This window comes from Rhizobium sp. HT1-10, assembly GCF_049472505.1.
GTDB lineage: Bacteria > Pseudomonadota > Alphaproteobacteria > Rhizobiales > Rhizobiaceae > Rhizobium.
Genome location: NZ_JBCEBQ010000008.1, coordinates 109,812 through 136,263, shown reverse-complemented (window position 1 = coordinate 136,263; position 26,452 = coordinate 109,812). Strand labels below are relative to the sequence as shown.

At 60.5% G+C, this 26,452-nt stretch carries 23 protein-coding genes and 1 tRNA gene; 17 read left to right on the top strand and 7 right to left on the bottom strand.

The window, feature by feature from the left end; all coding sequences use genetic code 11:
* Positions 1-4 precede the first annotated feature (4 nt).
* Both VH564_RS19370 and VH564_RS19365 read left to right on the top strand, forming a co-directional pair.
* Positions 5-517, top strand: coding sequence for a DUF934 domain-containing protein (locus tag VH564_RS19370; protein WP_423341500.1), 513 nt, complete (start codon positions 5-7; stop codon positions 515-517).
* A gap of 203 nt (positions 518-720) precedes the next feature.
* Positions 721-1,533 carry a ferredoxin--NADP reductase gene (locus tag VH564_RS19365; RefSeq protein ID WP_423341499.1) on the top strand — a complete coding sequence of 271 codons (813 nt, stop codon included), beginning with the start codon at positions 721-723 and terminating at the stop codon, positions 1,531-1,533.
* A gap of 112 nt (positions 1,534-1,645) precedes the next feature.
* Here the strand turns inward: VH564_RS19365 and VH564_RS19360 are convergent, their stop codons facing one another.
* From VH564_RS19360 to VH564_RS19340, 5 genes are all read right to left on the bottom strand, one after another.
* On the bottom strand, positions 1,646-1,849 hold the full coding sequence (locus tag VH564_RS19360; protein WP_423341498.1) for a hypothetical protein: 204 nt from the start codon (positions 1,847-1,849) through the stop codon (positions 1,646-1,648).
* Positions 1,850-1,873: 24 nt separating this feature from the next.
* Positions 1,874-2,128, bottom strand: coding sequence for a GlsB/YeaQ/YmgE family stress response membrane protein (locus VH564_RS19355; protein ID WP_423341497.1), 255 nt, complete (start codon positions 2,126-2,128; stop codon positions 1,874-1,876).
* A gap of 347 nt (positions 2,129-2,475) precedes the next feature.
* The gene (locus tag VH564_RS19350; protein ID WP_423341496.1) at positions 2,476-4,422 is read right to left on the bottom strand and encodes an acyltransferase family protein; all 1,947 of its coding nucleotides are present in this window, start codon (positions 4,420-4,422) and stop codon (positions 2,476-2,478) included.
* A 306-nt stretch (positions 4,423-4,728) separates the two neighbouring features.
* Positions 4,729-4,884, bottom strand: a complete 156-nt coding sequence (locus VH564_RS19345) for a hypothetical protein (protein ID WP_423341495.1) — start codon at positions 4,882-4,884, stop codon at positions 4,729-4,731.
* Positions 4,885-5,469: 585 nt separating this feature from the next.
* Positions 5,470-5,545 (bottom strand) — tRNA-Lys (locus VH564_RS19340).
* Positions 5,546-5,738: 193 nt separating this feature from the next.
* Between VH564_RS19340 and VH564_RS19335 the strand changes: the two genes are divergently transcribed.
* Together VH564_RS19335 and VH564_RS19330 are read left to right on the top strand one after the other, a co-directional pair.
* Positions 5,739-6,491 carry a cytochrome c biogenesis CcdA family protein gene (locus VH564_RS19335; RefSeq protein ID WP_423341494.1) on the top strand — a complete coding sequence of 251 codons (753 nt, stop codon included), beginning with the start codon at positions 5,739-5,741 and terminating at the stop codon, positions 6,489-6,491.
* Between the two features lie 47 nt (positions 6,492-6,538).
* Complete coding sequence (locus tag VH564_RS19330; protein ID WP_423341493.1) at positions 6,539-7,501, top strand: AEC family transporter; 963 nt, start codon at positions 6,539-6,541, stop codon at positions 7,499-7,501.
* Here the strand turns inward: VH564_RS19330 and VH564_RS19325 are convergent.
* Positions 7,469-8,680: a UbiH/UbiF family hydroxylase gene (locus VH564_RS19325; protein ID WP_423341492.1), complete on the bottom strand. Its 1,212-nt coding sequence runs from the start codon at positions 8,678-8,680 to the stop codon at positions 7,469-7,471. The two genes, VH564_RS19330 and VH564_RS19325, sit on opposite strands and share 33 nt — an antisense overlap.
* A gap of 203 nt (positions 8,681-8,883) precedes the next feature.
* Here VH564_RS19325 and pcsA point away from each other — a divergent pair, with 203 nt between their 5' ends.
* The 13 genes from pcsA to VH564_RS19260 all read left to right on the top strand — a co-directional run bounded on the left by pcsA (position 8,884) and on the right by VH564_RS19260 (position 24,315).
* Positions 8,884-9,609, top strand: a complete 726-nt coding sequence (pcsA, locus tag VH564_RS19320; RefSeq protein WP_423341491.1) for a phosphatidylcholine synthase — start codon at positions 8,884-8,886, stop codon at positions 9,607-9,609.
* A 188-nt stretch (positions 9,610-9,797) separates the two neighbouring features.
* A complete protein-coding gene (locus VH564_RS19315) occupies positions 9,798-11,372 on the top strand; it encodes an ABC transporter ATP-binding protein (protein ID WP_423341490.1) in 1,575 nt (524 codons plus the stop codon).
* The gene (locus VH564_RS19310) at positions 11,362-12,456 is read left to right on the top strand and encodes an ABC transporter permease (RefSeq protein ID WP_423341489.1); all 1,095 of its coding nucleotides are present in this window, start codon (positions 11,362-11,364) and stop codon (positions 12,454-12,456) included. Before VH564_RS19315 ends, VH564_RS19310 begins: the two co-directional genes overlap by 11 nt.
* Positions 12,453-13,373 carry an ABC transporter permease gene (locus VH564_RS19305; protein ID WP_423341488.1) on the top strand — a complete coding sequence of 307 codons (921 nt, stop codon included), beginning with the start codon at positions 12,453-12,455 and terminating at the stop codon, positions 13,371-13,373. Before VH564_RS19310 ends, VH564_RS19305 begins: the two co-directional genes overlap by 4 nt.
* Before the next feature lie 45 nt (positions 13,374-13,418).
* Entirely contained in the window at positions 13,419-14,492 is a 1,074-nt protein-coding gene (locus VH564_RS19300; protein ID WP_423341487.1) for a BMP family ABC transporter substrate-binding protein, read from the top strand.
* A gap of 143 nt (positions 14,493-14,635) precedes the next feature.
* Positions 14,636-15,598: a galactofuranose ABC transporter, galactofuranose-binding protein YtfQ gene (ytfQ, locus tag VH564_RS19295; protein WP_423341486.1), complete on the top strand. Its 963-nt coding sequence runs from the start codon at positions 14,636-14,638 to the stop codon at positions 15,596-15,598.
* 119 nt (positions 15,599-15,717) lie between these two features.
* Complete coding sequence (gene ytfR, locus VH564_RS19290) at positions 15,718-17,241, top strand: galactofuranose ABC transporter, ATP-binding protein YtfR (protein ID WP_423341485.1); 1,524 nt, start codon at positions 15,718-15,720, stop codon at positions 17,239-17,241.
* Complete coding sequence (locus tag VH564_RS19285; RefSeq protein ID WP_423341484.1) at positions 17,238-18,281, top strand: ABC transporter permease; 1,044 nt, start codon at positions 17,238-17,240, stop codon at positions 18,279-18,281. The genes ytfR and VH564_RS19285 overlap by 4 nt, the downstream gene beginning before the upstream one ends.
* Positions 18,278-19,246: a galactofuranose ABC transporter, permease protein YjfF gene (gene yjfF / locus VH564_RS19280; RefSeq protein ID WP_423341483.1), complete on the top strand. Its 969-nt coding sequence runs from the start codon at positions 18,278-18,280 to the stop codon at positions 19,244-19,246. The genes VH564_RS19285 and yjfF overlap by 4 nt, the downstream gene beginning before the upstream one ends.
* 12 nt (positions 19,247-19,258) lie before the next feature.
* Entirely contained in the window at positions 19,259-20,005 is a 747-nt protein-coding gene (locus tag VH564_RS19275; RefSeq protein WP_423341482.1) for a FadR/GntR family transcriptional regulator, read from the top strand.
* Between the two features lie 98 nt (positions 20,006-20,103).
* Complete coding sequence (gene glmU, locus VH564_RS19270; protein ID WP_423341481.1) at positions 20,104-21,465, top strand: bifunctional UDP-N-acetylglucosamine diphosphorylase/glucosamine-1-phosphate N-acetyltransferase GlmU; 1,362 nt, start codon at positions 20,104-20,106, stop codon at positions 21,463-21,465.
* 109 nt (positions 21,466-21,574) lie between these two features.
* Entirely contained in the window at positions 21,575-23,401 is a 1,827-nt protein-coding gene (glmS, locus tag VH564_RS19265; RefSeq protein ID WP_423341480.1) for a glutamine--fructose-6-phosphate transaminase (isomerizing), read from the top strand.
* Between the two features lie 194 nt (positions 23,402-23,595).
* Positions 23,596-24,315, top strand: coding sequence for a DUF502 domain-containing protein (locus VH564_RS19260; RefSeq protein ID WP_423341479.1), 720 nt, complete (start codon positions 23,596-23,598; stop codon positions 24,313-24,315).
* Here the strand turns inward: VH564_RS19260 and recG are convergent.
* Positions 24,271-26,373 carry an ATP-dependent DNA helicase RecG gene (gene recG, locus VH564_RS19255; protein WP_423341605.1) on the bottom strand — a complete coding sequence of 701 codons (2,103 nt, stop codon included), beginning with the start codon at positions 26,371-26,373 and terminating at the stop codon, positions 24,271-24,273. The two genes, VH564_RS19260 and recG, sit on opposite strands and share 45 nt — an antisense overlap.
* Positions 26,374-26,452 lie beyond the last annotated feature (79 nt).

Here is a 26,452-nt window from a genome sequence, read left to right as displayed (position 1 = left end):
GACCATGACCAGGATTTGGAGAGAAACAGGCTTCGTCGAAAACGATCCCTGGATTGTCGAGACGGACGACCTCACGGCGGGCGAAGACCAGAAGACTCTGCTCGACCTGGACACGCTGATCGTCCGGGCCGAGGAGAGCAATGACGTGGGTCTCGGAGTTGTGCTGAAGCCAGCGGACGATGTATCGCGGCTCGAGCCCTATCTCTATCGTCTCGAGATCGTTGCGGTGTCTTTCCCGGCGTTCAACGATGGTCGTGGCTTCAGCCAAGCCTCGCTGCTGCGCCAGCGTCTGGGTTACGCGAACGAGCTTCGCGCGGTTGGCGATGTGCTGATCGACCAGATTCCGCTGATGCTGCGCTGCGGCTTCGACAGCTTCTCCGTCACTAACGCGACCGCTCTCAAGCGGCTCGCGGACAATCGGCTTCCCGGCATCCCGCATCATTATCAGCCGACCGCGCGCAGCGCCGAGGTCGGGCAGGGCTATAGCTGGCGTCGTGTTTCGCCGAAGTCGGCCTGACGGCCACACGCTCTCTTGCGCGGCTCCAATCGCTTCTGTGCATTGCCTGAATGCCCAGGAATCACATTTGAAACTTGACCGGGAAATGCATATTTCCCGTTCTTTTCGCATTGCGAAACGCTATGCCTTTAATTGGCGGGCTTTTTGGAATATCAGCCTGCGAGCACGACAGGTCGCAGTAGCAATATGGGATCCGACATCGCATGAACGCCCCCACGACAACAGACGAATTCGCTTCCACAGTTCCCGCTGGCGTTTTTGCCGAAACGGTGCTGAGCGTCACCCATTATACCGACCGGCTGTTTCGATTTACGATGACGCGGCCGCAGGGCTTTCGGTTTCGCTCGGGCGAATTCGCCATGATCGGTCTCATGGTCGATGGGAAGCCGATCTATCGTGCCTATTCGATCGCCAGTCCTGCCTGGGCCGACGAGCTGGAGTTCTTCTCGATCAAGGTGCCCGAAGGTCCGCTGACGTCGTATCTGCAGGGCATCAAGCCCGGCGACCAGGTGCTGATGCGCAAGAAGCCGACGGGAACGCTGGTGCTCGACGCCCTGACGCCCGGAAATCGTCTCTATATGTTCTCGACCGGTACTGGCATCGCGCCCTTCGCGAGCCTTATCCGCGACCCCGAGACCTATGAGAAGTTCGACGAGGTCATCCTCACCCATACCTGCCGCGAAATCTCCGAGCTGAAATACGGCTTCGATCTGGTCCATGAGATCCAGCATGACGAGCTGCTGAGCGAGATTGTTGGCAGCAAGCTGCGGCATTATGCGACTGTGACTCGCGAGGATTTCGCCTATCGTGGACGCATCACCGACCTGATGGCATCGGGCAAGCTCTACACAGACCTCGGTGTTCCGCCGCTCGATCCGTCCACCGATCGCGGCATGATCTGCGGCTCTTCGGCGATGCTCAAGGAAACCAAGGAATTGTTGGAGCAGGCGGGCCTCAACGAGGGCGCCAACAACAAGCCCGGCGAGTTCGTCATCGAGCGCGCCTTTGTGGGGTAGGGCAGCGTCACCGAAACATCGTGGCGCTCAGACCTTTTGATCCTACGATCGGGCAAAGATAAAGGCCGGCTGCAATGCAACCGGCCTTTGCCACGTCGTGCTCCCAAAGTCCCTACGCTTCGTCCCCGACGCCTGCGCTCGGCGGGATGCGCTTTGCAGCCATCAACAGGTCGAGCTCGGTTGAAGAGGGTCCGAACTTGGTGAAGAGGCGCTTTGCCTCTTCATCCTCGAGCCTGTACTTCTCGGCGAACTCGCCGATGCTGTATGGCTTGCCGCGCGTGACTTTGCGGTTCGCAGAGGTCGATATCTCAGTCATGCTTTCCCCCGTTCGCAAAACTGCTTAGCGGCGGACGACCCGTGCGATCGCGATCAGGATACATGCGCCGATGAAGCCGGCGATGAGGTAAGCAATCCAACCCGTGCCGAGGCTGAGGTTAAGGGCGCCCAGGATGAAGTTCGCGACGATAGCGCCGACGATCCCGAGGATGATGTTCATCAGGATGCCCATGTTGCTCTTCATGAACATTTCAGCGAGCCAACCCGCCAGTCCCCCGATAACGATTGCGGCAATCCAGCCCACTTGTGCGTCCTGCATGATATTCTCTCCGATTAAATTCGCACCCTCTCAATGCCGATCACGCGGAATTGTTCCCAGACGCCGGGAGAAATTTGGCTTGCGGATTGGCAATTTTAGAGAGTGCCGAGGAGCGGCTTTCGCAGCAGGCAGTCAGGAAGCAAGCGGCATCAAAATAGCTTGAAGCAAAAATCGATCGCGGGGACTAAATGGAAGAGCAGCCACCGTCCCCGCCAAGCAGGGTGTAACTGCGCTCCGCGCTGAGGGTTGGTTGAGCGGTATGCGCGGCCTTCCGCTAGGAATCGTCAAATCCAATCGGTTAAAAGAGTTGGGATTGCGCTGGCTGCAGGGGAAGCGTCAGTTTTGATCTACTCCATCTTATCGATGAGATAGCGGGCTACCAATCCGTTTCCAGTATCAGACAAGTGATCGCCATCTGTGTAAAGAAACTTGCCGTTCAAACTCACGCCGCAATTATCTTGGCTACAAAGGACTCTGGTGGGGTCAATAATCCGGATGAACGGGCTCGCCGTCTTGACGGCCGCGACGATTTCGAAATAGCGTTTGCTGTCATCAAGATGTTGTTGAAGCGATTTGGCGCATGCGAGGATATTTTCCCTGGCGATCGAAATTGCGCGCTCTATGCAGTCTTTCGGGTGAGCGAAGACCGGGTTGTCCACCACAAAATAAACTGTTTTGCCAGCATCGTCTAGCTCCCTGGCAGCGGCGCTCATACCCTCGACAACAGCATTGTCATAGTAGGGCTCGTCGGATGATTTAGAGTACATCAGGGGCGTCACGATGCGTGCAGCAGTTAGGAACACGACAGCTTTGATTGAGGGATTGGCTTTTAATACGTCTAAGATTGCTGCGTTAGCTCTTTTGCAGATAACGGGAGCGTCATAGCTAGCAGTCCCGGGAAACGTACGTAGTACGCCGCCGGCCAGAGGAGGGCAGCCCCCAGCTCCAACCTGCATCCAGCGAGATCCTGGAGTGGATTCCCGAAGCAACCCCGGCATCAGAGCGTTGGCGTGACTATCGCCCCATATGGCGAACCGGGCCGGCTCTCTTCTATCCCTAAGGCAGTCCCGGATGTCAGCCTCCTGGGAAGGCGTTCCACCACAGCCATAATCTCGCCATTCGAAGCCGGATCCCATCACTGCGGAGGACAAATCCGCTTTCTGGGCGATCGCAGGATCGTTTTCCAGCGGCATGGGATGATCTCTCAGCAGTGAGGCTGTGCCGACCAGCGCAACACATAGGAGAGCCACCACCAATGCCGGCGGAAGCAAGGGTGACTTTATGCGGCGTAATGGCAACTCCAATAGACCAAATGTTAGAGCAGCCAGGACAAGGCTCGCGAGCACCGCGCCAGCCCGGACGCTGGCGACGGGGATGCCACCCGCGAGCGTTGAAAGAAATGACAGGACTGGCCAATGCCATAGATAGAGCGGATAACTGATGAGGCCAATCCAAACGAATGGCGGCGACATCAAAACGTACTTATTGATCGCGGACATCGGGCCGGCAAAGATAATGAACGCCGCCCCCACGGTCGGCAGAAGTGCCCACCAGCCTGGGAAGAGGCTGGTTTCTGTCAACAAGGCCACGCCTGCTGCAATCAGCGCGAAACCGGCAACGGTGCTTATTTCCGCTTGAAGCCTCGTCGTCGCACGAGCACCGGTCAGCGCGATGATCGAACCGATGGATAGTTCCCAGAGTCGGGACATGGGTAGAAAGAAAGCAGCCGATCCATGATGCTCGATGAGCATGACATTGCAGACCATAGATGCGAGGGCAACAAGAGTTGCCAATAGGGTAAGGTTGATCTTGCGCGACCAAGCTAACCATAGCAGCAGAGGCCAGATGAGATAATATTGCTCTTCGACCCCGAGCGACCAAATATGGAGGAGAGGCTTGGTCAGGGCGGCTGGGTCAAAATAACCGGATTGCATCCAGAAAAGTATATTGGCGGAGAAAAGGGCGCTAGCTATTGCCTGGCCGTAAATTTCATGTCGTTCCGACGATTCCAGCAAATAACTTGCGGCTAGCAAGACCGCCGTCAACACCAGCAATAGAGCCGGCGCGATACGACGCAGCCTACGTGCGTAAAACCGCACAATGCTGAAGGAGCCGCTGCCGAGTTCTCTTCTCAATATGCCAGTGATTAAAAAACCTGAAATTACGAAAAAAATGTCAACCCCGATGAAGCCGCCTGGCAACATGGAGGGAAAGGCATGAAAAAAGACGACAAGCAAAACTGCGACTGTCCTGAGACCGTCGACTTCAGGACGATACGCACTAGGGAGGATCATCTCAATATTCCTGAAATAAATTATAAAACAATCCTCCGCCTTTTGAAGCGCTGAGTATTTTTAGCACCCAAAATAGTGAAATTTACGAGGGATTGGCAAAGCGAGTTCTATCAGGTTTTGAGGAGAAATATATTAGGTCGCATAAAAGCAGTATACATTGTCATAGCTTCCACAGATATCTATATACATATATTGTATATATCTAAATTATTCCTCGCAATAACTACTCGATTAAATTGTTATTTTCTCTCGAAAAGCAATTATCTCTTAAGTGATACATGCGCGGAAGCTAAATATCGTAGCTCTTCATATTTCATTGATTTCATCAATATTGGCAAAGTGGTCAGCCAGTTGGTCGGCCGAGGTGCCAGGCAGCGTTTGAGAGAAATTTACATTCTCGCTTGCTAGATCAATGGAACCCCATGTGCCCATTCTCCGCGCCTGATCGACGCTATTCGCCAAGGTTGGTTTTCCAGCTTTCGCCAATCGTTGGCGCGATGAGTAACGATTTGCATCGCAGGTTTTGAATGCGGTTCGATCGCCAGTTTGCGCGACTGACGAGCCGCAGATTTCTATCCAGGTTGAACTCTGATGCGCCATTGCGACCGGGGCATAACCAGCGCCGCTAGCTTATGAGATTGGGGTAGGTCGCCCCGAAGATATAGGTTAGCGCGTTGCTGGTCACATGGGCTTACGCTGCAGCATTTGCAGGTGAAGATTACGACCCGGCCGCGTGACACCGCCTCCTGGAGCGAGTATCTCCACAGCTAACTCATAGGCGACATGTCGGCCTCGCACCATCCTTCGCAACGGGATCCCTATGCCGCATGAAGTCGCATGCTATTCGCCAGGGGCTGCCACGACTTTAATGGAGAGCTAAAGTCCGGCGTCGGGACTGTAGATCTGCAATTAGGTGAGCGCTCGGTGCTGCGTTCACAAGACATTCAATCGCTGTAAAACTGCTAGGCGTTGGATCTACGCCAGCGCAAATGCTAGCGAAGTCATTGAGGATCGATACGCTTCGAAGCATATTTTGAATGGCTATATTGGTGGGCGGGATGGGACTCGAACCCATGACCATTCGATTAAAAGTCGAATGCTCTACCAGCTGAGCTACCCGCCCCACCGTACGACCGCGAGCAAAAACCGCTCTGGCCTGAAGTGCGCGGAACATAGGCAGACGACCTGTTAGGGTCAACCCGGAAAATCACCCTTTTCTGAGGAAAGTCGGGATTTATTCTCATCCGCAAAAGGTGATTGGCTTTGCATCGGTGCCGGGGCTAGTTAGGCGATCCTGTCTTGTCCGGAGTGTCTTCGTGTCGATCGCCGATATCTCGCTGCTGAGCGCCCTGTTGGCGGGGGCGTTGTCATTTCTGTCCCCTTGCGTCCTGCCGCTGGTGCCGCCCTACCTCTGCTATATGGCGGGGATTTCGGTCGAGCAATTTCGCGGCGGGACCCCCGTTGCCACGCATGCCGCTGTGGTTCGGGGCGGCGTCTTGGTTTCGGCGCTGTTTTTCACGCTCGGCTTTGCCACCGTCTTCGTCGCGCTTGGTGCCGGCGCCTCGACCATCGGGCTGCTGCTGCGCCAGCATCTCGACGTGCTGGCGCAGGTCGGTGGCCTGATTATCATCATCATGGGTCTCAACTTTCTGGGCGTCTTCAGGTTCGGCCTGCTGTCGCGCGAGGCGCGGTTCCAAGGCGGCGGCAAGCCGGCAACCTGGACCGGGGCCTATCTCATGGGTCTCGCCTTCGCCTTCGGATGGACACCGTGCATCGGCCCGGTTCTCGGCGCCATCCTGGGTGTCGCAGCCTCGCGGGAGACCGTTGGGGCGGGGGCCGGATTGCTTGCCGTTTACTCGCTCGGGCTTGCCGTTCCCTTCTGGATCGCGGCCGGCTTCTCCGGCGCGTTCATGCGGTTCCTGTCGCGCTTTCGTCGGCATCTCGGACTGGTCGAGAAGGTCATGGGCGCCTTTCTCGTCGTCACCGGCCTTGCCTTCATATTCGGCTTCGTCAGTCAAGCCGCGATCTGGTTCCAGCAGACCTTCCCAATCCTGATGAAGATCGGATAGCAAAGCGAACGATCAACACGCCTTGCTTCTTCGAACTGGAATTGTCCATGGCTGACATTGTCGGTCTGCTCCTGCCGTTCTTCGGCCTAATCCTCATCGGCGCCATTGCTGCCCGCATTACCCGCCAACCGGCCGAAGCACTCGGCTGGCTCACCACGTTTATAGTCTATGCGGCCTTGCCGGCCCTTTTCTTCAAGCTCGTCTCGCAGACGCCGATCGAACAGCTGACGCGGGTTGGATTCATCACGGCGGATCTGGCCGCGACCTATTCCATCTTCGCGCTGTTGTTCGTCATCGGTCGGTTCGTCAGGCGCAACTCGCTTCCCGAATGCACGATGCAGGCCTTTGCCGGTGCCTATGGCAATATCGGCTACATGGGACCGGCACTGGCACTGCTGGCCCTGGGGGAGCAGGCGGCGGTGCCGGTGGCGCTGATCGTCTGCCTGGAAAATGCCCTTCACTTTATCGTCGCCCCGGCGTTGATGGCGGTCGAGGGCGAGGATCGACGCTCGAAAGGACAGCTGGCGGCCGACATCGCGCGCAAGGTGCTTCTTCATCCCTTCATCCTATCGACCGCGCTCGGCTTTCTGGCGGCGGCCTTGCACCTGGATCAGCCGCTGCCCCTTCAGCGCTTCGTCAATTACCTCGCGCAGGCGGCGGCTCCCTGCGCGCTGTTTGCCATGGGGGTAACGCTGGCGCTTCGTCCGCTCAAGCGCATTCCGATCGAGATCGGCTACATCGTGCCGGCCAAGCTGTTGCTGCATCCGCTTGTGGTCTATCTGGTGCTCCAAGCGGTCGGCGGCTTCGAGCCGATCTGGGTCTATTCGGCGGTTCTGCTTGCCGCGCTGCCGACGGCCACCAATGTTTTCGTCATGAGCCAGCAATACGGCGTTTGGCAGGAGCGTAGCTCGGCAACGATCCTGATCACCACCGCTGCCTCGATCGTCTCGGTGTCGGGGATCCTCTATCTGATCCGCTCAGGAAGCCTTCCGGCGCAGCTTTTCCATTAGCATGGACGGAATGAAGCCGAGGCCGCGACCCGGTTCGATGCCCTCGCGCATGACGATGCCGCGCAACGGCGGCAGCGAGGCAAGGACGTGCAGGCCGGCGGCTCGGAGAACCTGCACGGGCAGGAAGTCCGACAGGAGCGAGCGGTTGAGGACGTCGACGCTGGCTGTCCGGCTGATAATGTCGGTGCGACGCTTGCGGTCGAACTGATCGCCCGCAGTTGCCGAAATCGCCTGCTGTGGCCGGTCGCAGAGAATGTCGGTCAGCGCCATGATATCGCGCAGGCTCAGGTTGAGCCCCTGCGCCCCGATGGGCGGGAAGACATGGGCCGCCTCGCCGATCAAGGCAGCCCGACCCTTGCCGAAGCGAGATGCGGTCATGCCGGACAGCGGCCAGACCTGAACGCCGTCCTCGACGGTGACCTTGCCGAGCAGCGATTGCATCCGCTCCTCCACCTGGACGCTCAGCACCTCGGGCGTGCTTGCAGCCCGGTCGGCAGCCTCTGTCGGTTTCTGCACCCAGACAAGGCTCGAGCGATCGCCGGGCAGGGGCACCTGCGTGAATGGGCCGCTTTCGGTGTGGAATTCCGTCGAGATGTTCTGATGCGGCAGCGAATGCGCGAAGTTCAGGACCATGGCCGATTGCGGATAGGACCATGTCCTGACGCTGATCCCGGCGGCCTCGCGCACCATCGAATTGCGGCCGTCAGCGCCGACTACGAAACTCGACTGCAGCATCTCGCCGTTGTCGAGCGTCACGGTCACGCCGTCGTCGCGAATGTCGATCGCCACAGCCGAGGCCTCGATCACGCGGATGTTGCCTTCGGTGGCAACAGCATCGCCGAGCACAGCCAGCAGCGCCTTGTTCGGCATGTTGTAACCGAAGGCATCCAAGCCGATTTCCGCGGCGTGGAATGCCACGGTCGGCGCGCGCAATAGCCGATGCGTGCCGTCGATGATCTGCATTGTCGACAGAGCAGCAGTTGCCGGGGCGATCTTGTCCCAGAGGCCGAGCCGGCCGAGAAGACGAATCGACTGGTCCATCAGGGCGGTTGTCCGCCCGTCGGACCTGGCTGCCGGTGGCGCAACGAAAGCGATATGCCGGCCGCCGCGCGCCAGCGCGATGGCCGCAACCATGCCGGCAAGGCCGCCGCCAACGATCGTGATGTCCGCCTGATTCATTCTACCGTCCTTCTGGCTGTTGCGGCCGAAGCTAGTGGTTCGTCGGTCTGAAATCCATGGGATGAAATAGCGCAGGTGCCGAAATTCAGCAGGCACAACGGTTATTATTTGTTGTTTAGCGCTGGCAGCGTTGGACAAAGGATGCATATTGAGCAAAACAGGCCTGCCGGGACAGGCTTATCGGGTGGGCGACACGGGGACGCATGAAAATCTTTAAATACAGGCGAGTGCCTTATGCGGAGATCCGTGCCTTCTCCGTGCATATCTTGACAGCATCCGGTTCGTTTCTCGCCTTTCTCGGTGTGGTGGCGGCTGCAGAGCATCGTTTCGTGGTGATGTTCTGGTGGCTGGGGCTTGCTTTGCTGGTTGACGGCATCGACGGACCGATTGCCCGTAAGGTGCGCGTCAAGGAGGTGTTGCCGAACTGGTCCGGCGACACCCTCGACAATATCATCGACTATGTGACCTACGTGCTTCTGCCGGCATTCGCGCTCTATGAAAGCGGCATGATCGGCGAGCCGATGTCATTCGTGGCGGCCGGCATGATCGTCGTCTCCAGCGCTATCTATTATGCCGACACCGGCATGAAGACCGACGAGTATTTCTTCTCGGGCTTCCCGGTTGTCTGGAACATGGTGGTGTTCACGCTCTTCGTCATCCAACCGGGGGCGACCTGGGCGATGGTCATCGTCGGCGTTTCGGTGGTTCTCACCTTTCTGCCGATCAATTTTCTTCATCCGGTGCGGGTCAAGCGGTTGCGACCGCTCAACCTCGGCATCTTCCTGCTCTGGTCGGCACTCGGCATCTATTCTCTGCTGATGGACTTCCTGATGCCCCACTGGGCGCTCGTCCTGTTCGTCGCATCGGGCATCTATCTCTACTGCATCGGCGCCGTGCTGCAGTTCTTCCCATCGCTCGGGCGACGCTGAAGAGGTTCTTCATCCACAGGGTGAGGTTTGACCGATATTTGCTGTTGTGCAAAGCAACAAAGTCGGTATCAATATCGCTCAGATCAACCTGCGGCATCTGTCGCCAGGTCCAATAAAAAAGAGTGGAACGAGACTGCTGAGGCCTAGAAGATCCTGGAGGACAGGGCTGCAGGGAAAATGAGGAAACCGTGTCGTCATCCGATGCGCCGCTGGACGGCGCGTTACTGTCGGTCCGAAAGCTGACGAAACTTTTTGGCAGTTTCGCTGCCTGCAACGAAATAGACATCGGTATCCAGCCCGGCGAAATTCATGCGCTGCTCGGAGAGAATGGCGCAGGCAAGTCGACGCTTGTAAAAATGCTGTTCGGCGTTCTCGAACCAACGGCTGGAGAGATTGTCTGGCAGGGGCAGCCCGTGTCGATCGTCTCGCCAGGCGAGGCGCGCAGGCTCGGCATCGGCATGGTATTCCAGCATTTCTCGCTGTTCGAGGCACTGACTGTCGCCGAGAACATCGCACTCTCGCTCGACGACAAAATCCCTATCGCCAAGATTGCCGAAGAAGCCGCAGCGCTTTCGGTCGCCTATGGCCTGCCGCTCGACCCCTATGCCCATGTTGCCGATCTCTCGGTTGGCGAGCGCCAGCGTATCGAGATCGTCCGGACTTTGCTGCAAAATCCCAAACTGATCATTCTCGATGAGCCGACCTCGGTGCTGACGCCGCAGGAGGCGGACAAGCTGTTCGAAACGCTGTTCAAGCTCCGGGCAGAGGGGCGCTCGGTCCTCTACATCAGCCACCGTCTCGAGGAAGTGCAGCGCATCTGCGACCGCGCCACCGTGTTGCGGCACGGCCGGGTGACCGGCGCCTGCGATCCGAAGCAGGAGACAACCGGCTCGCTGGCGCGCATGATGGTCGGCAGCGATGTCGCCAGTATCAAGCACGACGACCGGGGCGAGCGTGGCGAGATACAGCTGGAAATCGCCGGCCTTTCCGTGCCGGCGCGGACGCCCTTCGCCGTGTCGCTGAAAGACGTCTCGCTGCGCGTTCGCGCCGGTGAAGTCCTGGCGATTGCCGGCGTTGCGGGTAACGGGCAGGGCGAGTTGTTCGACGTGGTCTCCGGCGAATTTCCGGTTGCCTCGGACGACCTCATTTTCATCCGCGGCGAAGCGGTGGGGACCAAGGGCATCACCGCCCGGCGGCTGCTCGGGGCAGGTTTCGTGCCCGAGGAGCGGCATGGCCACGCCGCCGTCACCACACTCCGTCTTTCCGACAACCTGGTGCTGGCACGCAGCCAGTCCGACCGCAAGGCATTCCTGGGCGGCGGCTTGCTGCAGATCATCCGCCGCGCCACCGTCAAGGCGGCGACCAAGCGCATTTCCGAGGCCATGGACGTGCGTAAAAGCGGCGAAGATCCGCTCGCAGGATCGCTTTCCGGCGGAAACCTGCAGAAATTCATCGTCGGTCGCGAACTGGACCGCCAGCCCGATGTGCTTGTCGTCAACCAGCCGACCTGGGGGGTCGACGCGGGTGCTGCCAGCCGTATCCGACAGGCGCTGGTCGATCTCGCCCGTGCCGGGTCTGCTGTGCTGGTCATCAGCCAGGATCTCGACGAGATCTTCGAGGTTGCGACCGATATCGCTGTTATCTCGGAAGGCCGGCTTTCGGTTTCCTACCCGGCGGACGAGATGAACCGCGAGAGGATCGGGTTGCTGATGGGCGGCACCCACGGCCTATCCAGCGAGGCGGAGCCAGCCCATGCGCATTGAACTCGAACGGCGGGCCGACGTTTCCAAGCTGCTGGGCATTCTGTCACCGTTGCTGGCACTGCTGTTGACCCTGATTGCCGGCGGCATCATGTTCATGCTGCTCGGCAAGGCCCCGCTCGATGCCATTTATGCATTGCTGGTCGAGCCGCTGTTCGATCCCTGGTCGCTCAACGAACTTGCCAAGAAGGCGGCACCGCTGATCCTGATCGCGGTCGGGCTGTCGGTCTGCTACCGCTCGACCAACTGGAACATCGGCGCCGAAGGGCAATACAGTGTCGGGGCAATCGTCGGTTCGATCATTCCGGTCTATTTCTACGACTGGCAATCGCCGATGGTGCTGCCGCTGATGCTGGTCATGGGCGCGCTGGGCGGCGCGGCATTCGCCACAATCCCGGCTTTGCTGAAGACGCATTTCAATACCAATGAAATTCTCACCAGCCTGATGCTGACCTATATCGCCCAGCTTTTCCTCGATTGGCTGACACGCGGGCCCTGGCGTAATCCGGATGGTCACGGCTTCTACGGAACGCGGGATTTTACCCCCGATCAGGTGCTGCCGCCGATATGGGACGACATCATCACTGCCCACTGGGGCCTGATCTTCGCGGTCGTTGCCGCAATTCTGATCTGGTTCATGATGCGCTTCACCCTGCGAGGGTTCGAAGTCGTCGTCCTCGGCCAGTCTGAACGGGCAGGGCGGTTTGCCGGTTTCTCGCCGCGCAAGATGGTCTGGTTCAGCTTCATCCTTTCGGGCGCGCTGGCAGGGCTTGCCGGGATCTCGGAAGTGTCCGGCTCTATCGGCCATCTGCAGCCCGATATATCGCCGAGCTACGGATTCACGGCGATCATCGTCGCCTTCCTCGGCCGGCTCAATCCGCTCGGCATCATCGCTTCGGGCTTTGTACTGGCGCTCACCTATATCGGCGGCGAGGCGGCGCAGTTGTCGATCGGCGTGTCCGACAAGGTGACGCGCGTGTTCCAGGGCTTCCTGTTATTCTTCGTGCTCTCCTGCGACACGATGATCTACTACAAGGTGCGGATCGTCTGGTCGCGCCTCCGGGCGAAGACGGGAGCCACGTCATGACATTCTTCGAAGCGGTTCTGCTTACCATCATCACGGCATCGACGCCGCTCGTCATCGCCGCCATCGGCGAACTGGTGACCGAGCGGGCCGGCGTGCTGAACCTCGGCGTCGAGGGTATGGTCATCATCGGCTCGGTCAGCGCCTTCGCAGCGGCGCAGCTCAGCGGCTCGGCCTATGTCGGGCTGCTCGCGGGCATTGCCGGCGGTGCGCTGTTTTCGTTGCTGTTCAGCTTTCTCACCCTGACGCTGGTGGCAAACCAGGTGGCGACGGGACTGGCGCTCACCATCATGGGGCTCGGCGCCTCCGGCATGATCGGCGAGTCCTATGTCAGCGTCCCCGGCATCCGGCTGCTGCCGATCGAGATCCCTCTGCTCTCGCAGATCCCGTATGTCGGCACGGTGCTGTTCAAGCAGGACATCGTCTTCTACCTGTCCATCCTGCTGGTCGTTGCGGTCAACTGGTTCCTGTTTCGAAGCCGCGCCGGTCTGAAACTGCGCGCCATCGGCGATAGCCACAGCTCGGCGCATGCGCTCGGCATCGGCGTCATCAGGACGCGCTATCTGGCCGTCATGTTCGGCGGTGCCTGTGCCGGTCTGGCGGGCGCGCAGCTGTCGCTGATCTACACGCCGCAGTGGACGGAGAACATGTCGGGCGGCCGGGGCTGGATCGCGCTGGCACTGGTGGTCTTCGCTTCGTGGCGGCCGTGGAGGATCCTTGCGGGCGGCTACCTGTTTGGCGCGGTGACCATTCTACAGCTCCACGCCCAGGCCTTCGGCATCGGCGTTCCGGCGCAGTTCCTGTCGATGCTGCCCTATGCGGCGACGGTGGTTGTGCTTATCATCATTTCTCAAAATCGGCGTATGACACTCATCAATACGCCGGCATCGCTCGGCAAATCTTTTGTGCCGGATCGGTGATAGTCAAAAGACGGGTTTCGACATTTACAATCAACAGGGGTTCCTATGAATAAAATAGCAATTGCTCTTGCTGCGACAGCAGCCATGATCGTCAGCTTCGGCGCATCAGCCGAAGCGGCGGGCAAGACCAAGGCGTGTTTCATCTATGTCGGCTCGCACACCGACGGCGGCTGGTCGCAGGCGCACGACATGGGTCGTCTTGCGGTGGAAAAGGAATTCGGCGGCAAGGTTGAAACAGCGTTCCTCGAAAACGTCGCTGAAGGCCCGGATTCCGAGCGCGCCATCGAGCGTATGGCCCGTTCCGGTTGCTCGATCGTCTTCACGACATCCTTCGGCTTCATGGATTCGACGGTTGCCGTCGCCAAAAAGTTCCCGAAGGTCAAGTTCGAGCATGCGACCGGCTTCAAGGCCTCCGACAACCTCGCCACCTACAACTCGCGCTTCTACGAAGGCCGCTACATCAACGGCCAGATCGCCGGCAAGATGTCGAAGAAGGGTATCGCTGGCTACATCGCCACCTTCCCGGTTCCGGAAGTGGTCATGGGCATCAACGCCTTCGAGCAGGGCGCCAAGTCGGTCAACCCGAACTTCAAGATGAAGGTCATCTGGATCAACACCTGGTTCGACCCAGGCAAGGAAGCCGATGCCGCCAAGGCGCTGATCGACCAGGGTGTCGACGTCCTGACGCAGCACACCGACACGACGGCACCGATGCAGGTTGCCGAACAGCGTGGCGTCTATGCCTTCGGTCAGTCCTCGGACATGATCAAGGCTGGCCCCAAGGTCCAGCTGACGGCGATCGAGGACACCTGGGGCCCTTACTACATCAAGCGCGTCAAGGCGGTGATGGACGGCACCTGGAAGTCCGAGCAGTCCTTCGACGGACTTGCGGCCGGCAATCTCACCATGGCCCCCTTCACCAACATGCCTGACGACGTGAAGAAGATGGCTGAGGACACCGAAGCCAAGATCAAGTCCGGCGAGCTTGCACCCTTTACCGGTCCGATCAACAAGCAGGATGGTACGCCCTGGCTGAAGGCTGGCGAGAAGGCCGATGACGGCACGCTGCTCGGCATGAACTTCTACGTCGAAGGCATCGACGACAAGCTGCCGAAATGATCAGTCGCTTTTGACGATGTGAGGGAGGGCGCCAATTTGGCGCCCTTTTTGTTGCAGTGCGTCACACAATCCGCATTTACAAAAGTATTACTATATGATTTTTTGACCTCGGCCGCGTGGAGGCGGCCCAATGGGAGGACATCATGAAATTGAAGACCGCACTCGCGAGTGCAACGATTCTGGCTGCCTGCATGTTTCATTCGGCCTATGCCAAGCCGCTTGTTGTCGGCTTCTCGCAGATCGGTTCCGAATCTGGCTGGCGCGCCGCCGAGACGACGCTTACCAAGAACGAAGCCAAGAAGCGCGGCATCGACCTGAAGTTTGCGGACGCCCAGCAGAAGCAGGAAAACCAGATCAAGGCTATCCGCTCGTTCATCGCCCAGGGCGTCGACGCCATCCTGATCGCCCCGATCGTCGCAACCGGCTGGGACTCTGTCCTGAAGGAAGCCAAGGAAGCCAAGATTCCGGTCATCCTGCTTGACCGCGATATCGACGCGCCGAAGGACCTGTACCTGACCGCCGTGACCTCCGACCAGGTTCATGAAGGCAAGGTTGCCGGCGACTGGCTGGTGAAGACGGTCGGCACCAAGAAGTGCGACATCGTCGAGCTCCAGGGCACCACCGGTTCGTCCCCGGCAATCGCTCGCAAGAAGGGCTTCGAGCAGGCCATCACCGGTCACGACAACTTCAAGATCGTGCGCAGCCAGACTGGCGACTTCACCCGTTCCAAGGGCAAGGAAGTCATGGAAAGCTTCCTGAAGGCCCAGAACGGCGGCAAGGACATCTGCGCCGTCTACGCTCATAACGACGACATGGCTGTCGGCGCTATCCAGGCAATCAAGGAAGCCGGCCTGAAGCCAGGCAAGGACATCCTCACCATCTCGATCGATGCCGTGCCGGATCTCTTCAAGGCGATGGCAGCAGGCGAAGCCAATGCGACCGTCGAACTGACGCCGAACATGGCCGGTCCTGCCTTCGATGCGCTCGACGCATACCTGAAGGACAAGAAGGAGCCACCGAAGTGGATCCAGACCGAATCCAAGCTCTACACGCAGTCTGACGATCCGCAGAAGGTCTACGAAGCCAAGAAGGGCCTCGGCTACTGATCTGATTGATCATACCGCACCGGCCCGTCATGGGCCGGTGCGGCGCGGCCGCGGCTATGCCCGGACGTCATGTCCGACGCCGCCGCCTGAATGCCCAATATCAGGAAACAGATCCCTTTATGGCTCACGATTTCGAGAACATTCTCGCGGCCTCCGATTTCTGCAAATATTTCCCTGGCTCGACGGCTCTGGACCACGTCAATTTCAGCCTGCGGCGCGGCGAAGTCCATGCGCTGCTCGGCGAAAATGGCGCAGGGAAATCGACGCTCATCAAATGCATGACCGGCGCCTACCGTCCCGATGCCGGCACGCTCGTACTCGATGGCGCGGAGATCAACCCGCACGACACGCTGGCCGCCCAGAAGCTCGGAATCGGCACCGTCTATCAGGAAGTGAACCTCCTTCCGAATCTGAGCGTTGCAGAAAACCTGTTTCTCGGGCGCCAGCCTCGACAGTTCGGCCTTGTCAGCACGCGCAAGATGAATGCGCAGGCGCGCGCGCTGCTCGCGCAATATGGCATGGATATCGATGTCGGCCGTCAGTTGGACCGGTTCTCCGTCGCCATCCAGCAGGTGATTGCAATCGCCCGCGCCGTCGATCTGTCGGGCAAGGTTCTTATTCTCGACGAACCCACCGCAAGCCTCGATACCCAGGAAGTTGCGATGCTGTTCGGCATCATCCGCGACTTGAAGAAGCGCGGCCTAGGTATTATTTTCATTACGCATTTCCTCGAACAGGTGTTCGAGATCAGCGACCGGATCACCGTCTTGCGCAACGGCAAGCTGGTCGGCACGCGCGACCGCGCGGGGCTGGAGCGGCAGGGGTTGATCGAGATGATGCTCGGTCGCGAACTTGCGGCCGTAGAGGCCGAAGAACGGCAGACCCAGGATACGGCCGGCCCGGTCAAGTACCGGTTCCAGAATTTCGGCAAGCGCGGCAAGATCAAGCCTTTCAACCTCGATGTGCGGGCCGGTGAAGTGGTTGGCGTTGCCGGGCTGCTGGGCTCGGGCCGCACCGAAACGGCTGAAGTGCTTTTCGGCGTCGAGCATGCCGACAGCGGCGAGGCCACCGTCGACGGCCAGCCTCTGGCGCTATCCAGCCCACGGGCCGCCATTAAGGGCGGGTTTGGCTTCTGCCCGGAAGATCGCAAGACAGACGGCATCATCGGCGATCTCTCCATACGCGAGAACATCGTTGTCGCCTTGCAGGCGCGGCGTGGCTGGGCGCGGCCTTTGTCCCGCAGCGAACAAAACAGCATTGCCGACCGCTATATCAAGGCCCTCGACATTCGCACCACCGATCGCGAAAAACCGATCCGGCTGTTGTCTGGTGGCAATCAGCAGAAGGCCATTCTCGCACGCTGGCTGGCGACCAATCCGAGTTTCCTCATTCTCGACGAGCCGACCCGCGGCATCGACGTCGGCGCCCATGCGGAAATCATCCATCTGATCGAGGATCTCTGCAAACAGGGCATGTCGCTCATCGTCATCTCCTCGGAACTCGATGAACTCGTCGCCTACAGCACCCGCGTCATTGTGCTACGGGACCGCGAACATATCGCGGAACTGACCGGGGCGGATATCTCAGCCAATCGCATCATCGAATCGATTGCCGGCACCTCCAGCAAAAAGGAGGATGCATGACTTCCTCGTTCAGGGCGCCGCTCCTAAGGTTAGCGCCGCAGCTCATTGCACTCGCTGCCATTCTTCTATTAAATTCGATAATGTTCCCGCAGTTCTTTCATCTGGAAATTCAGAATGGAAGACTGTACGGGAGTTTGATTGACGTGCTCAATCGCGGCGCTCCTGTCGCGCTGCTGGCGATCGGAATGACGCTGGTCATCGCCACCAAGGGCATCGATCTCTCGGTCGGCGCGGTGATCGCCATCTGCGGTGCCGTTGCGGCGTCTTCGATCGTTGCCGGCAACTCGGTCGGCTACACCCTGGTGCTTGCGCTCGGGACAGGTCTACTCTGCGGCATCTGGAACGGCTTTCTGGTGGCCGTCCTCGATATCCAGCCGATCATCGCCACCCTGGTGCTGATGGTAGCGGGCCGGGGTATTGCGCAGTTGGTCACCGAAGGCATCATCATGACCTTCAACAATGAAGGCTTCATTTTCTTCGGCAGCGGCTCCGTTGCAGGTCTGCCAATGCCGGTGGTGATCTGGATCCTTGCCGGCATCCTCATCACGCTGCTGGTGCGCAGGACAGCGCTCGGCATGCTGGTCGAGGCAATCGGCATCAATCGCCGTGCCAGCACCTTGTCCGGCATTCAGACGCCGATCCTGCTGATGGCGGTCTATGCGCTGAGCGGGCTATGCGCCTCGATTGCCGGCATCATCGTCGCCGCCGACATCAAGGGAGCTGACGCCAACAACGCCGGCCTGTGGCTGGAGCTGGATGCCATCCTCGCGGTGGTTGTCGGCGGCAACTCGCTGCTGGGCGGACGGTTCAGCATTGTCGGCTCGTTGCTGGGCGCCATGATCATTCAGTCGGTCAACACCGGCATCCTGCTCTCGGGTTTTCCGCCGGAATTCAATCTGGTGATCAAGGCGGTGATCGTCATCATCATCCTCGTCATCCAATCCCCGGCGCTGAAATCCATTGGCGTCTTCTTCAGCCGTCGCCCCGAACGGCAGCTTGACGCGCCCAAGCCCGAGATCCAGAGGGAGGCCGCCAAGTGAACTCCAAGTACCTGCCGTTGCTGGCCACCATCGTTATCTTCATCCTGGCCTACGCGCTCTGCGCCGTCCAATATCCAACGATCCTGTCGACGCGCGTCGTCGGCAACCTGTTCACCGACAACGCCTTTCTCGGCATCGCCGCCGTCGGCATGACCTTCGTCATCCTGTCCGGTGGTATCGATCTGTCGATCGGTTCGGTGATCGCCTTTACCGGCGTCTTCCTGGCTGTCGTCCTGCGCGATACCTCGATCCACCCGCTTATCGCCTTTGTCATGGTCCTTGTCATCACCAGCGCTTTCGGTGCAGCGATGGGGGCAACCATCCACTATCTGCAGATGCCGCCCTTTATCGTCACCCTGGCTGGCATGTTCCTCGCGCGCGGTTGTGCTTTCGTGCTGTCGATCGACAGCATTCCGATCAACCACGATTTTTACTCCCAGCTCAACGAGCTCTATCTGCTGCTGCCGGGCGGAGGGCGTCTGACCCTGATCGGTGGCGTCATGCTCGCGGTGTTCGTCGTCGGCATCATGATCGCCCACCGCACCCGTTTTGGCGCCAATGTCTATGCCCTCGGTGGCGGGGTTCAGACGGCAGCGCTGATGGGCGTTCCGGTGGCGCGCACGACGATCCTGATCTATGCGCTGTCCGGCTTTTTGGCGGGTCTGTCCGGGATCGTCTTCTCGCTTTACACCTCGGCCGGCTATTCGCTGGCGACCGTCGGTGTCGAACTCGACGCCATTGCGGCGGTTGTGATCGGCGGGACGCTGCTCACCGGCGGCGCAGGCTTCGTCGGCGGCACCTTGATCGGTATCCTGATCCAGGGCCTGATCCAGACCTACATCACCTTCGACGGTACGCTCTCCAGCTGGTGGACGAAGATCCTGATCGGCTTCCTGCTGTTTGCCTTCATCCTGCTGCAAAAGGGGCTTCTCCTGCTGTCGCGCCTTAACCGGCGTTATGCCTGACGGGAGAGCGAGTTGCGCAGCCGTTTGATCGAGAGAGAGCATACCAGCGGCAAGTCGCGGACCAGCCATTCGCAGGTGGTCGACGATCTCGGCAAGGCGATCGTTGCCGGAGCCTTTGCGGTCGGCGAAATCCTGCCGGGAGACGTGGAGCTGCTGCAACGCTTCAAGGTTTCGCGCACGGTGTTGCGCGAAAGCATGAAGACGCTGGCCGCCAAGGGTCTTGTCGTGCCGCGCGCGCGCGTCGGCACCAAGGTCACCGAGAAAATCCACTGGAACATGTTCGACAGCGATGTTTTGAGCTGGCACTTCGACAGCGGCGTCGACCGGGAATTCCTGCTGCATCTCTACGATGTACGCCTGGCTTTTGAGCCCTTCGCTGCAGGCCTGGTGGCGGAGCGCGCGCAGCCGGACGAGATCGAGGAGTTGCGTCTGCTGGCGACGCAGATGGCGGCAGAGGGCCATACGCGCGACAGTCTTGCGGTCGCCGATCTGCGTTTCCATATGGCGATCGCCGATATGTCCCACAATCCGTTCATGCGCACGCTGGGCAGCCTGATCGACGCAGCGCTCGTCGGCATGTTCCGCATGAGCGCACCGCCCTCACGCGAAGGCTTCAGCAACATTTCCGTCACCCATATGCAGATCGTCGATGCGATCAGCGCCGGCGATGTAGCGGCCGCCCGCCTGGCGATGGAATATGTGATCCTAGACGGCCGCGATCATGTGCTGCAGGCCTTCGAAAACCTCGGCCAGCCCTGACTGCCAACAGCTTTTTGCACTTTGTTCCGTTTCGCTGTAGCTGCTATGAGACGCTACGGCGGCCAAGGCCGCGCCAAATCACTCTGCCGGAGCCCATAATGGAACGCACCTGCCTTGCCGTCATCCTCGCCGCCGGCGATAGCACCCGCATGAAGTCGTCGATGTCGAAAGTCCTGCACCCGGTGGCCGGGCGCCCGCTGATCGCCCATGTGATGGAGGCGATTGCCAGGACCGACATCCACGCCGCGGCGCTGGTTGTCGGGCGGGACGCAGAGGCGGTCACCAAGGCCGCCCGTCGCGACGGCATGCGCCTGAATGCCTATGTCCAGCAGGAGCGCAAGGGCACAGGCCATGCGGTGCTCGCGGCAAGGGAGGCCATCGAGGCTGGCTATGACGACATCCTGGTCGCCTATGGCGACGTGCCGCTGATCACCGACGCGCCGTTGCGCGCCGCCCGCGCCGGTCTTGCTGCCGGGAACGACATCGTCGTCATCGGCTTCCACACCGCCAATCCGACCGGATACGGCCGGCTGCTGGTCAAGGACGGCGAGCTGCTGGCGATCCGCGAGGAAAAGGATGCCACAGATGCGGAACGCGCCGTCACCTGGTGCAACAGCGGGCTGATGGCGATCAATGGCGCCAAGGCGCTGGATCTTCTCTCGCGCATCACCAACGACAACGCCAAGGGCGAATACTATCTCACCGACCTCGTCGAGATTGCCCGGGCGCAAGGCGGCCGGGTAACCGCGGTCGATGCGCCTGAGGCCGAGCTCAGCGGCTGCAACAATCGCGCGGAACTGGCCGTCATCGAGACCCTTTGGCAGCAGCGTCGCCGCCACGCGCTCATGCTCTCCGGCGTCACGATGATTGCGCCGGAGACGGTGTTTCTGGCCTACGACACCGTCATCGGGCAGGACGCCGTGATCGAGCCGAATGTCGTGTTCGGACCCGGCGCGGTGATCGAGGGCGGTGCTGTCATCCACGCCTTTTCCCATGTCGAGGGCGCGCGCGTCAGCGCCGGCGCCAGTGTCGGTCCCTTCGCCAGGCTTCGGCCGGGTGCGGATCTGGCGGCGGGCGCCAAGGTCGGCAATTTCGTCGAGGTGAAGAATGCGGCGATCGGCGTCGGTGCCAAGGTCAGCCACCTCACTTACATCGGCGATGCCACCGTCGGTGCGGATAGCAACATCGGCGCCGGCACGGTCACCTGCAACTACGACGGCATCAACAAGCATCACACATCGATCGGCGAGGGCAGCTTCATCGGCTCCAACTCCTCGCTGGTCGCTCCGGTCAGCATCGGTGCCGGTGCCTATGTCGCTTCGGGCAGCGTCATCACCAGCGACGTGCCCGCCGACGCTCTGGCGCTCGGCCGCGCACGCCAGGAGATCAAGCCGGAGCGTGCAAGGGCTATTCGCGAGCGAGCCCTTGCCCTCAAGGCGGCAAAGCAGGCGAAACCCTGACCCACGCCTTGCGTAACGACCGGAAACCCAACGTGACCGGGGCGGCGATTGAGTCACCGCCATTTGTCGCTAGAAGAGATTTCAAGGACATTTGAGATGGAGATTTTTCATGTGCGGTATTGTCGGTATTGTCGGATCAAAGCGTGTTGCCGGCCGGCTGGTCGATGCGCTGAAGCGCCTTGAATATCGCGGCTACGATTCGGCCGGCGTCGCGACGATCCATGACGGCGCGCTCGAGCGTCGAAGGGCCGAGGGCAAGCTGTTCAATCTCGAAAGCCTGCTCGACCGCCAGCCGCTCGACGGCACAATCGGCATTGCCCATACCCGCTGGGCCACCCACGGCATTCCGAACGAGGTCAATGCCCATCCGCATTTCGTCGAGGGCGTTGCGGTCGTCCACAACGGCATCATCGAGAACTTCTCCGAATTGCGCGAGGAGCTGAAGGGCGAGGGCGCCGTCTTTGCAACGCAGACCGATACCGAAGTCGTTGCCCACCTGCTGGCACGGTTTATCCGCGAGGGCTTGGAGCCGCGGGCGGCCATGCTGCAGATGCTGAACCGGGTGACCGGCGCCTATGCCCTGGCCGTCATGTTCCAGGACCATCCCGACACGCTGATGGCCGCACGGTCCGGTCCGCCGCTGGCGATCGGCTTCGGCAAGGGCGAAATGTTCCTCGGCTCCGACGCCATCGCTCTTTCACCCTTCACCAACGATATCGCCTATCTCGTCGATGGCGATTTCGCGATCATCACCCGCGACGGGGCCAGCGTTTTCGACTTCGATGGGCAGCCGGTGCAGCGGGCGCGCCAGATCTCCCAGGCGACCGCTTTCGTCGTCGACAAGGGCAATCACCGGCACTTCATGGAAAAGGAAATCTACGAGCAGCCGGAAGTCATTTCCCACGCCCTCGGACATTATGTCGATTTCGCCAGCAACCGGATCAATGCCAATGCTACGGCCATCGATTTCACCAAGATTACCGGCCTGGCGATCTCTGCCTGCGGCACTGCCTTTCTTGCAGGCCTGATCGGCAAATACTGGTTCGAGCGATATGCGCGCCTGCCGGTCGAGATCGATGTCGCCTCTGAGTTCCGCTACCGCGAAATGCCTCTCTTGCCGAGCCAGGCCGCGCTCTTCATTTCGCAATCCGGCGAGACCGCCGACACGCTCGCTTCGCTCCGCTATTGCAAGGAGAACGGACTTAGGATCGGCGCGGTTGTTAACGTTCGTGAATCGACGATCGCGCGCGAATCCGACGCCGTCTTCCCGATCATGGCCGGCCCCGAGATCGGCGTCGCCTCGACCAAGGCCTTTGCCTGCCAGCTCGCCGTGCTTGCGGCCCTGGCCATCGGCGCCGGGCGCGCGCGCGGCACGATCAGTGCCGATGTGGAGACCGCGTTGGTGCGCCATCTGGCCGAGATGCCCCGCATCATGAGCCGCGTGCTCAACCTGATCCAGCCGCAGATGGAGAGCCTGGCTCGCGAAATCTCCAAGTTCAAGGATGTGCTCTATCTCGGTCGCGGCACCAGCTATCCGCTGGCGATGGAAGGTGCCCTGAAGCTCAAGGAAATCTCCTACATCCACGCCGAAGGCTATGCGGCCGGCGAACTGAAGCATGGACCGATCGCGCTGATCGACGAAAACATGCCGGTCATTGTCATCGCTCCCTATGACCGCTTCTTCGACAAGACGATCTCCAACATGCAGGAAGTGGCAGCGCGTGGCGGCCGCATCATCTTCATTACCGATGAGGCCGGCGCGGCGGCATCGACGCTGCCGACGATGGCGACCATCGTGCTGCCGGTCGTCGACGAACTGATCTCACCGATGATCTTCGCCCTGCCGATCCAGCTGCTGGCCTACCACACCGCTGTCTTCATGGGCACCGACGTCGACCAGCCACGCAATCTGGCCAAGTCGGTCACGGTTGAGTGATCGGCGTTGGCGCGGCTTTTCTCGCCGCGCCTGAACGCTATGTCTGCCTCATTCGGTAGCAAGTCTCCGGTTGTGCGGCGCAGCGAATTCTGTCAATTTTGCGCCTGTCCGCAATGGGGGATTTTGCTGGACAGGACGGCAGGCTGAACGGAGTTCGTGAACGACGAATGGCGGAAATTCCCCAGAAAGCGACCATGAGATTGTCGGTGGCGGCGCGGATCCGCAACAATTTCCTGACCGGGCTGATCATCTGCGCGCCGATTGCGATCACGCTGTGGCTGACATGGTCGGTCGTGCACTGGGCCGACAGCTGGGTCCAGCCCTATATTCCCACCCGATACGATCCCGAGAGCTACCTGGACTTCGCGGTCCCAGGCACCGGCCTCCTGATCGCGATGATCTTCATCACCATCATCGGCTTTCTCGGCAAGAACCTGATCGGGCAGAGCATCGTCAACTTCGGCGAGTCGCTCGTGCGCCGGGTGCCGCTGGTGCGTACCATCTACAAGAGCCTGAAGCAGATCTTCGAGACGGTGTTGAAGGAAAAGAGCAATTCTTTCAAGCAGGTTGGCCTGATCGAATATCCAAGCCCCGGTCTCTGGTCGCTGGTGTTCGTGGCGACCGATGCCAAGGGCGAGATCGCCTCGAAGTTCGATGCGATGGGCAAGGACATGGTCTGCGTCTTCCTGCCGCCGACGCCGGTGCCGACCGCCGGCTTCCTGATCTTCGTGCCGCGCGAGAAAATTGTCATCCTGGACATGAGCCCCGAGGATGGCGCCCGTCTGCTGATCTCCGGCGGCCTGGTCACACCGGAATATCCGGTCGCGGTTCCGTCTCAGGACGTCTCCGCGCCGGCCGGTCGCAAGCGCCTATCCGGCGCGCAGAAAGCGGATCGCCTCATCGCGCCGGAATAGGTAGAGCAGGGTCCTCACCGCCTGGCCACGCTCGCTGGTGAGATCCGCGTCGCGTTCGATGAGGTAGGCGGCATCCTTGCGGGCGATCTCCAGAAGGTCCGCATGGGCCTCTATGCTGGCGATGCGGAAACCGGGCGTACCCGATTGCCGTGTGCCCAGCAGCTCGCCTTCTCCGCGCAGCTTCAGATCTTCCTCGGCAATTCGAAAGCCGTCTTCCGTGTCACGCATGATCGACAGGCGCGCGTGGCCGGTCTCGCTGAGCGGTCCCTTGTAGAGAAGGATGCAGCTCGATGCCTCGTCGCCGCGGCCAACGCGGCCGCGCAGCTGGTGCAGCTGCGCGAGACCGAAGCGCTCGGCATGCTCGATCACCATGATCGTTGCATCCGGGACGTCAACGCCGACTTCTACGACCGTGGTGGCAACCAGCAGCCTTGTATCGCCGTTCTTGAAGGCGAGCATAGCGGCATCCTTTTCCGGTCCGCTCATCCGGCCGTGGATCAGGCCGACATTCGGTCCGAAGAAATGCGTCAGCGTCTCGAAGCGCTCCTCGACCGACATCAGGTCCGACTCTTCCGATTCCTCGACCAGCGGGCAGATCCAGTAGGCTTTCTTGCCATCGGCAATTGCTGCCCGCAGCCGCTGGACGATATCGCCGACCCTCTCGGTGGGGACGGTGACGGTCTGGATCGGCTTGCGGCCGGCCGGCTTTTCCGTCAACTTCGAGACGTCCATATCGCCGAAGGCGGCAAGCACCAGCGTCCTCGGGATCGGCGTGGCGGTCATCACGAGCATATGCGGCGAGATGCCCTTGGCCGTCAGCCGCAGCCGCTGATGGACGCCGAAGCGGTGCTGCTCATCGACGACGGCCAGCATGAGATTGGCGTAGGCGACGCTGTCCTGAAACAGCGCGTGCGTGCCGATGACGATCTGGGCTTCGCCGGAAGCGATCCGCTCGAGGATGGCCTCGCGCTCTTTTCCCTTAGTGCGCCCTGTGAGGACATCGACAGAAATACCTGCAATCTCGGCATATTTTGAAATCGTGTTGTGATGCTGACGGGCCAGGATCTCGGTGGGTGCCATCAGCACCGCCTGGCCGCCATTCTCGATGACGGCGGCGATCGCCATCAGTGCCACCATCGTCTTGCCGGCACCCACGTCGCCCTGCAGCAGGCGCAGCATGCGGTCTTCGCCGGCCATGTCCTTCAAGACGTCGGCGATGGCCGCCGTCTGGCTGCCTGTCAGCGAAAACGGCAAGGCGGCGGTGATCTTGCTGCTGATCTCACCGGTCGGTCGCACCGGCTGGCCCGGAACCCGCCGCAGACGCTGACGCACCAGCGCCAGAGAGAGTTGCCCGGCAAGGAATTCGTCATAGGCGAGGCGGCGACGGGCGGGGGCTTGCGGATCGATGTCCATCGCATCGCGCGGGTCGTGCAGCATCCGGAAGCTGGTGGCGACATCGGGAAAGCCCTGTTTCGGCACCAGGGCGGCATCGATCCACTCCGGCAGTTCCGGTATGCGGGGCAGCGCCGCCTCGATCGCCCGGCGTACGAGACGAAGGGAGAGACCCGCCGTCAGGGGGTAAACCGGCTCGACCAACGGCAGCGTCTCGCCCTCGCTCTCGCGGACGATATAGTCGGGGTGCACCATCGAGGGGCGGCCGTTGAACCAGTCGACCTTGCCGCTGACTGTTACGTTGTCTCCGAGCGGAAGCTGCTTTTCCAGCCATTGCGCCTTGCCCCGGAAGAAGACGAGGCCGAGTTCGCCGGTCTCGTCGTGCAGGAAGACGCGATAGGGCTGGCTCGTGCGCGGCGGCGGCGGTTGGTGGCGGTCGACCCTACCGGTGATGGTGACGATGGTCCCCTGCGGTGCCCGCGCAATGCCCGGCTGTTCGCGCCGGTCGACGATCGACGAGGGCGCATGGAACAGCAGGTCGATGACGCGCGTGTCGTCGAGGTTTTCGCGGCCAAGCAGCTTCACGAGCAGGTCGGCGACTTTTGGCCCGACGCCCGGCAGGGAGTTGATGGAAGCAAACAGCGGATCGAGAATGGCGGGGCGCATGATGGCGGCAAAATGCGACGGCGGAGACTGGTTTGGCAAGGCCGCAAGAAGAGTTCTTTCCACAGATCGACGGATGCGC

Coding starts and splice junctions, on each gene's coding strand:
- glmU (WP_423341481.1), top strand. CDS start 20,104: ATGGAACGCACCTGCCTTGCCGTCATCCTCGCCGCCGGCGATAGCACC.
- recG (WP_423341605.1), bottom strand. CDS start 26,373: ATGCGCCCCGCCATTCTCGATCCGCTGTTTGCTTCCATCAACTCCCTG.
- VH564_RS19325 (WP_423341492.1), bottom strand. CDS start 8,680: ATGAATCAGGCGGACATCACGATCGTTGGCGGCGGCCTTGCCGGCATG.
- pcsA (WP_423341491.1), top strand. CDS start 8,884: ATGAAAATCTTTAAATACAGGCGAGTGCCTTATGCGGAGATCCGTGCC.
- VH564_RS19305 (WP_423341488.1), top strand. CDS start 12,453: ATGACATTCTTCGAAGCGGTTCTGCTTACCATCATCACGGCATCGACG.
- glmS (WP_423341480.1), top strand. CDS start 21,575: ATGTGCGGTATTGTCGGTATTGTCGGATCAAAGCGTGTTGCCGGCCGG.
- VH564_RS19370 (WP_423341500.1), top strand. CDS start 5: ATGACCAGGATTTGGAGAGAAACAGGCTTCGTCGAAAACGATCCCTGG.
- VH564_RS19260 (WP_423341479.1), top strand. CDS start 23,596: ATGAGATTGTCGGTGGCGGCGCGGATCCGCAACAATTTCCTGACCGGG.
- VH564_RS19355 (WP_423341497.1), bottom strand. CDS start 2,128: ATGCAGGACGCACAAGTGGGCTGGATTGCCGCAATCGTTATCGGGGGA.
- VH564_RS19310 (WP_423341489.1), top strand. CDS start 11,362: ATGCGCATTGAACTCGAACGGCGGGCCGACGTTTCCAAGCTGCTGGGC.
- ytfR (WP_423341485.1), top strand. CDS start 15,718: ATGGCTCACGATTTCGAGAACATTCTCGCGGCCTCCGATTTCTGCAAA.
- VH564_RS19300 (WP_423341487.1), top strand. CDS start 13,419: ATGAATAAAATAGCAATTGCTCTTGCTGCGACAGCAGCCATGATCGTC.
- VH564_RS19365 (WP_423341499.1), top strand. CDS start 721: ATGAACGCCCCCACGACAACAGACGAATTCGCTTCCACAGTTCCCGCT.
- VH564_RS19330 (WP_423341493.1), top strand. CDS start 6,539: ATGGCTGACATTGTCGGTCTGCTCCTGCCGTTCTTCGGCCTAATCCTC.
- ytfQ (WP_423341486.1), top strand. CDS start 14,636: ATGAAATTGAAGACCGCACTCGCGAGTGCAACGATTCTGGCTGCCTGC.
- VH564_RS19350 (WP_423341496.1), bottom strand. CDS start 4,422: ATGATCCTCCCTAGTGCGTATCGTCCTGAAGTCGACGGTCTCAGGACA.
- VH564_RS19360 (WP_423341498.1), bottom strand. CDS start 1,849: ATGACTGAGATATCGACCTCTGCGAACCGCAAAGTCACGCGCGGCAAG.
- VH564_RS19285 (WP_423341484.1), top strand. CDS start 17,238: ATGACTTCCTCGTTCAGGGCGCCGCTCCTAAGGTTAGCGCCGCAGCTC.